Here is a 2590-nt window from a genome sequence, read left to right as displayed (position 1 = left end):
GGGGTGTCCGGGGCGCGGATGCGCGGGGGCCCGCGCGCGGCAGCCGATAGCGTCGGGCGGACCAGACCAGCGGGTGCGAGAGGGACGGTGCCGCGTGACCGGCCAGCAGTTCGAGATCGGCCGCGACGGCCCGAGCGCCGTCGTGGTGGGCGTGGACGGCTCGGACCCGTCGCTGCGCGCGGCGGCGTACGCGGTCGGGGTGTGCCGCCGGCAGGGCAGCCGCCTGGTGGTGGTCTACGTGCGGGAGCCGGGCGGCGGCGTCGCGGCGCTGATGGACACGACGGGGGCGGCGAGCGCGGCGGTCGCGGAGCACCAGGACGCCGTGGAGCGGGCGCTCCGGGACCCGCGCGCGCTGGCCGACGCGCGCGGCGTCCCGGTCGACCTCGTGGTCCGCACGGGCGACCCGTACCAGGTGCTGTCCGCGGTCGCCCACGAGGTGCGGGCGGACAGCGTGGTGGTCGGGTCGTCGGCGAGCATCGGCCACCGGATCGCCGGCTCGCTCGCGGTGCGGCTGGTCCGCAACGCGCGCTGGCCGGTGACCGTCGTGCCCTGACGGGCCCGTCGGACTGCCGGGGGCGTCAGGCGGCGGGCGGCGTCGCCGCGTCCACCGCGCTCCCCGACCCGGCCGTCGCCCCCGACGCCGCCGATGCCGCCGAGGCCCCCGGCACCCCGGGCACCGCCCGCAGCAGCCCGGCCTCCAGCGCCACCTCGGTGTCGAGCGTGACGTAGCCGCGCTCGGCGAAGAACACCGTGACCCGGTCCTCCTCCACCACCGACACCTGCCCCGGCCCCCACTCGGCGTGCTCGACGGCCTGCCCGGGTCGCAGGGGTGCGTCCTCGACCTCGACGGACGTGCCGGCGTCGCAGGAGTCGCACGCCCCGCACGGTCGCGGGTGCTTCTCCCCCAGCAGCTCGAGCAGCAGCCGGCGCCGGCAGTCGGTGGTGTCGGCGTACGTCCGCACGACCTCGACGCGGGTCCGTTCGACGGTGCGCCGCTCCTCCTGCCGCTCGGCGGCGGTGCGCGCGGCGGCCTGGGCGGACAGCCCGGTCGCCACCAGAGTGCCGCCCTCCTCGCGCCGGACCGCGCCGGTGTCGAGCAGGACGCCCAGCGCGCGGGAGACGGTCCGTGCGGCCAGCCCGCTCGCCTGCGCGAGCGCGCGCTGGTCCCGGGCGCCGTCGGGGGCGTCGGCGACGGCGTCGAGCACCGCCCCGAGCGTGCCCTGCCGGGGAACGCCGCCGGTCCGGAGGTACTGGTTGAACCCGAAGTCGTCGGGGCGGCTGACGAGCACCGCGCGCGCGGGCTCGCCGTCGCGGCCGGCCCGCCCGACCTCCTGGTAGTAGGCGTCGAGCGACGTCGGCGGCCCGGCGTGCACCACGAACCGCACGTCGGCCCGGTCGACGCCCATCCCGAACGCGCTGGTCGCGACGACGAGGTCCTGCTCGCCGGAGAGGAACGCCCGCTCGACGGCGGCACGCTCCTCGCCCGGCAGCCCGGCGTGGTAGCCGCGGGCGGCGAGCCCGGCGCGGCCGAGGGCCTCGACCAGCTCCTCGACGTGCGACCGGGTGCGGGCGTACACCAGCCCGGCACCGCCGGGGTCGGCCGTCAGCTCGCCGACCAGCGCCACGACCCGGTCGTCGCGCTCGCGGGGGGTGGACGCGTGGTGCGCCCCGAGCCAGATGTTCGGCCGGTCGGCGTCGTGCACGAGCACCCGCGGGTCGACCATGCCGAGGCGCTCGACGATCTCGCCGCGCACCTGCGGCGACGCGGTGGCGGTCAGCGCCAGCAGCCGCGGCCGGCCGAGCCGCTCGACGGTCCCGGCGACGTGCACGTAGTCGGGGCGGAAGTCGTGGCCCCACTCGCTGACGCAGTGCGCCTCGTCCACGACGACCAGCCCGACGGGCGCCCGGTCCAGCGCGTCCGCGACCGGGCGGCGCACCAGCTGCTCGGGCCCGAGCACGAGCACGTCGAGCTCCCCGGCCGCCGCGCGCTCCAGCGCGTCCGCCTGCGCCCTGGCGCCGCGGGCGGAGCTCACCGACTCGGCGCGCAGCCCGGCCTCCCGGAGGCCGGCCACCTGGTCGCGCTGCAGCGCGAGCAGCGGGGACACGACGACGGTGAGCCGGCCGCTGAGCAGCGTGGCGATGGCGTACACCGCGGTCTTCCCGGCGCCCGACCGGGCGACGAGCAGGGTGTCCCGGTCGTGCAGCCCGTCGAGCGCGTCGCGCTGGGCCTCACGCAGCTCGGCGTCCGGCCCCAGGACCCGGCGCACGGCGGACGCGAGGTCCGGGGTGCCGGACCCCTCGGTCGTCCGCGTCACAGGGTGCGCGACCGGTTGAGGCCGAGGAAGAACGCGCCGCCGCTGCAGAGGATCCCGACCGTGAACAGCCAGATCTCGGCGGTGTCGACGGCCAGGCCCATCAGGTAGAGGCCCCCGACGAACAGGGCGAAGCAGAGCACGAACAGCAGCACGCGCGCCGGCGGGGGCGGCGGGGGCTGCTCCTCCGACGCGCGGACGCGCTCGAGGTAGTCGTCGTCGACGGTGCCGCGGTCGGACAAGGGGGCCTCCGGTGGTGGTGCGCTCAGCGGCGCGGC

The 2590-nt window shown here is 78.2% G+C and carries 2 protein-coding genes and 1 pseudogene; 1 reads left to right on the top strand and 2 read right to left on the bottom strand.

Annotated elements, in window-relative coordinates; translation table 11 throughout:
- The first annotated feature begins 94 nt into the window (after window positions 1-94).
- Window positions 95-553, top strand: a complete 459-nt coding sequence (locus G6556_RS18245) for a universal stress protein (protein ID WP_166944495.1) — start codon at window positions 95-97, stop codon at window positions 551-553.
- Between the two features lie 25 nt (window positions 554-578).
- Here the strand turns inward: G6556_RS18245 and G6556_RS18240 are convergent, their stop codons facing one another.
- Both G6556_RS18240 and G6556_RS18235 read right to left on the bottom strand, forming a co-directional pair.
- Window positions 579-2315, bottom strand: coding sequence for a RecQ family ATP-dependent DNA helicase (locus G6556_RS18240; protein ID WP_166944493.1), 1737 nt, complete (start codon window positions 2313-2315; stop codon window positions 579-581).
- A pseudogene (locus G6556_RS18235) lies at window positions 2312-2590 on the bottom strand (hypothetical protein); the annotation flags it as partial. The pseudogene G6556_RS18235 and the gene G6556_RS18240, both read right to left, overlap by 4 nt.

It is taken from the genome of Cellulomonas sp. IC4_254 (assembly GCF_011603975.1).
GTDB lineage: Bacteria > Actinomycetota > Actinomycetes > Actinomycetales > Cellulomonadaceae > Cellulomonas.
This window is presented reverse-complemented; position numbering and strand designations above follow the sequence as displayed.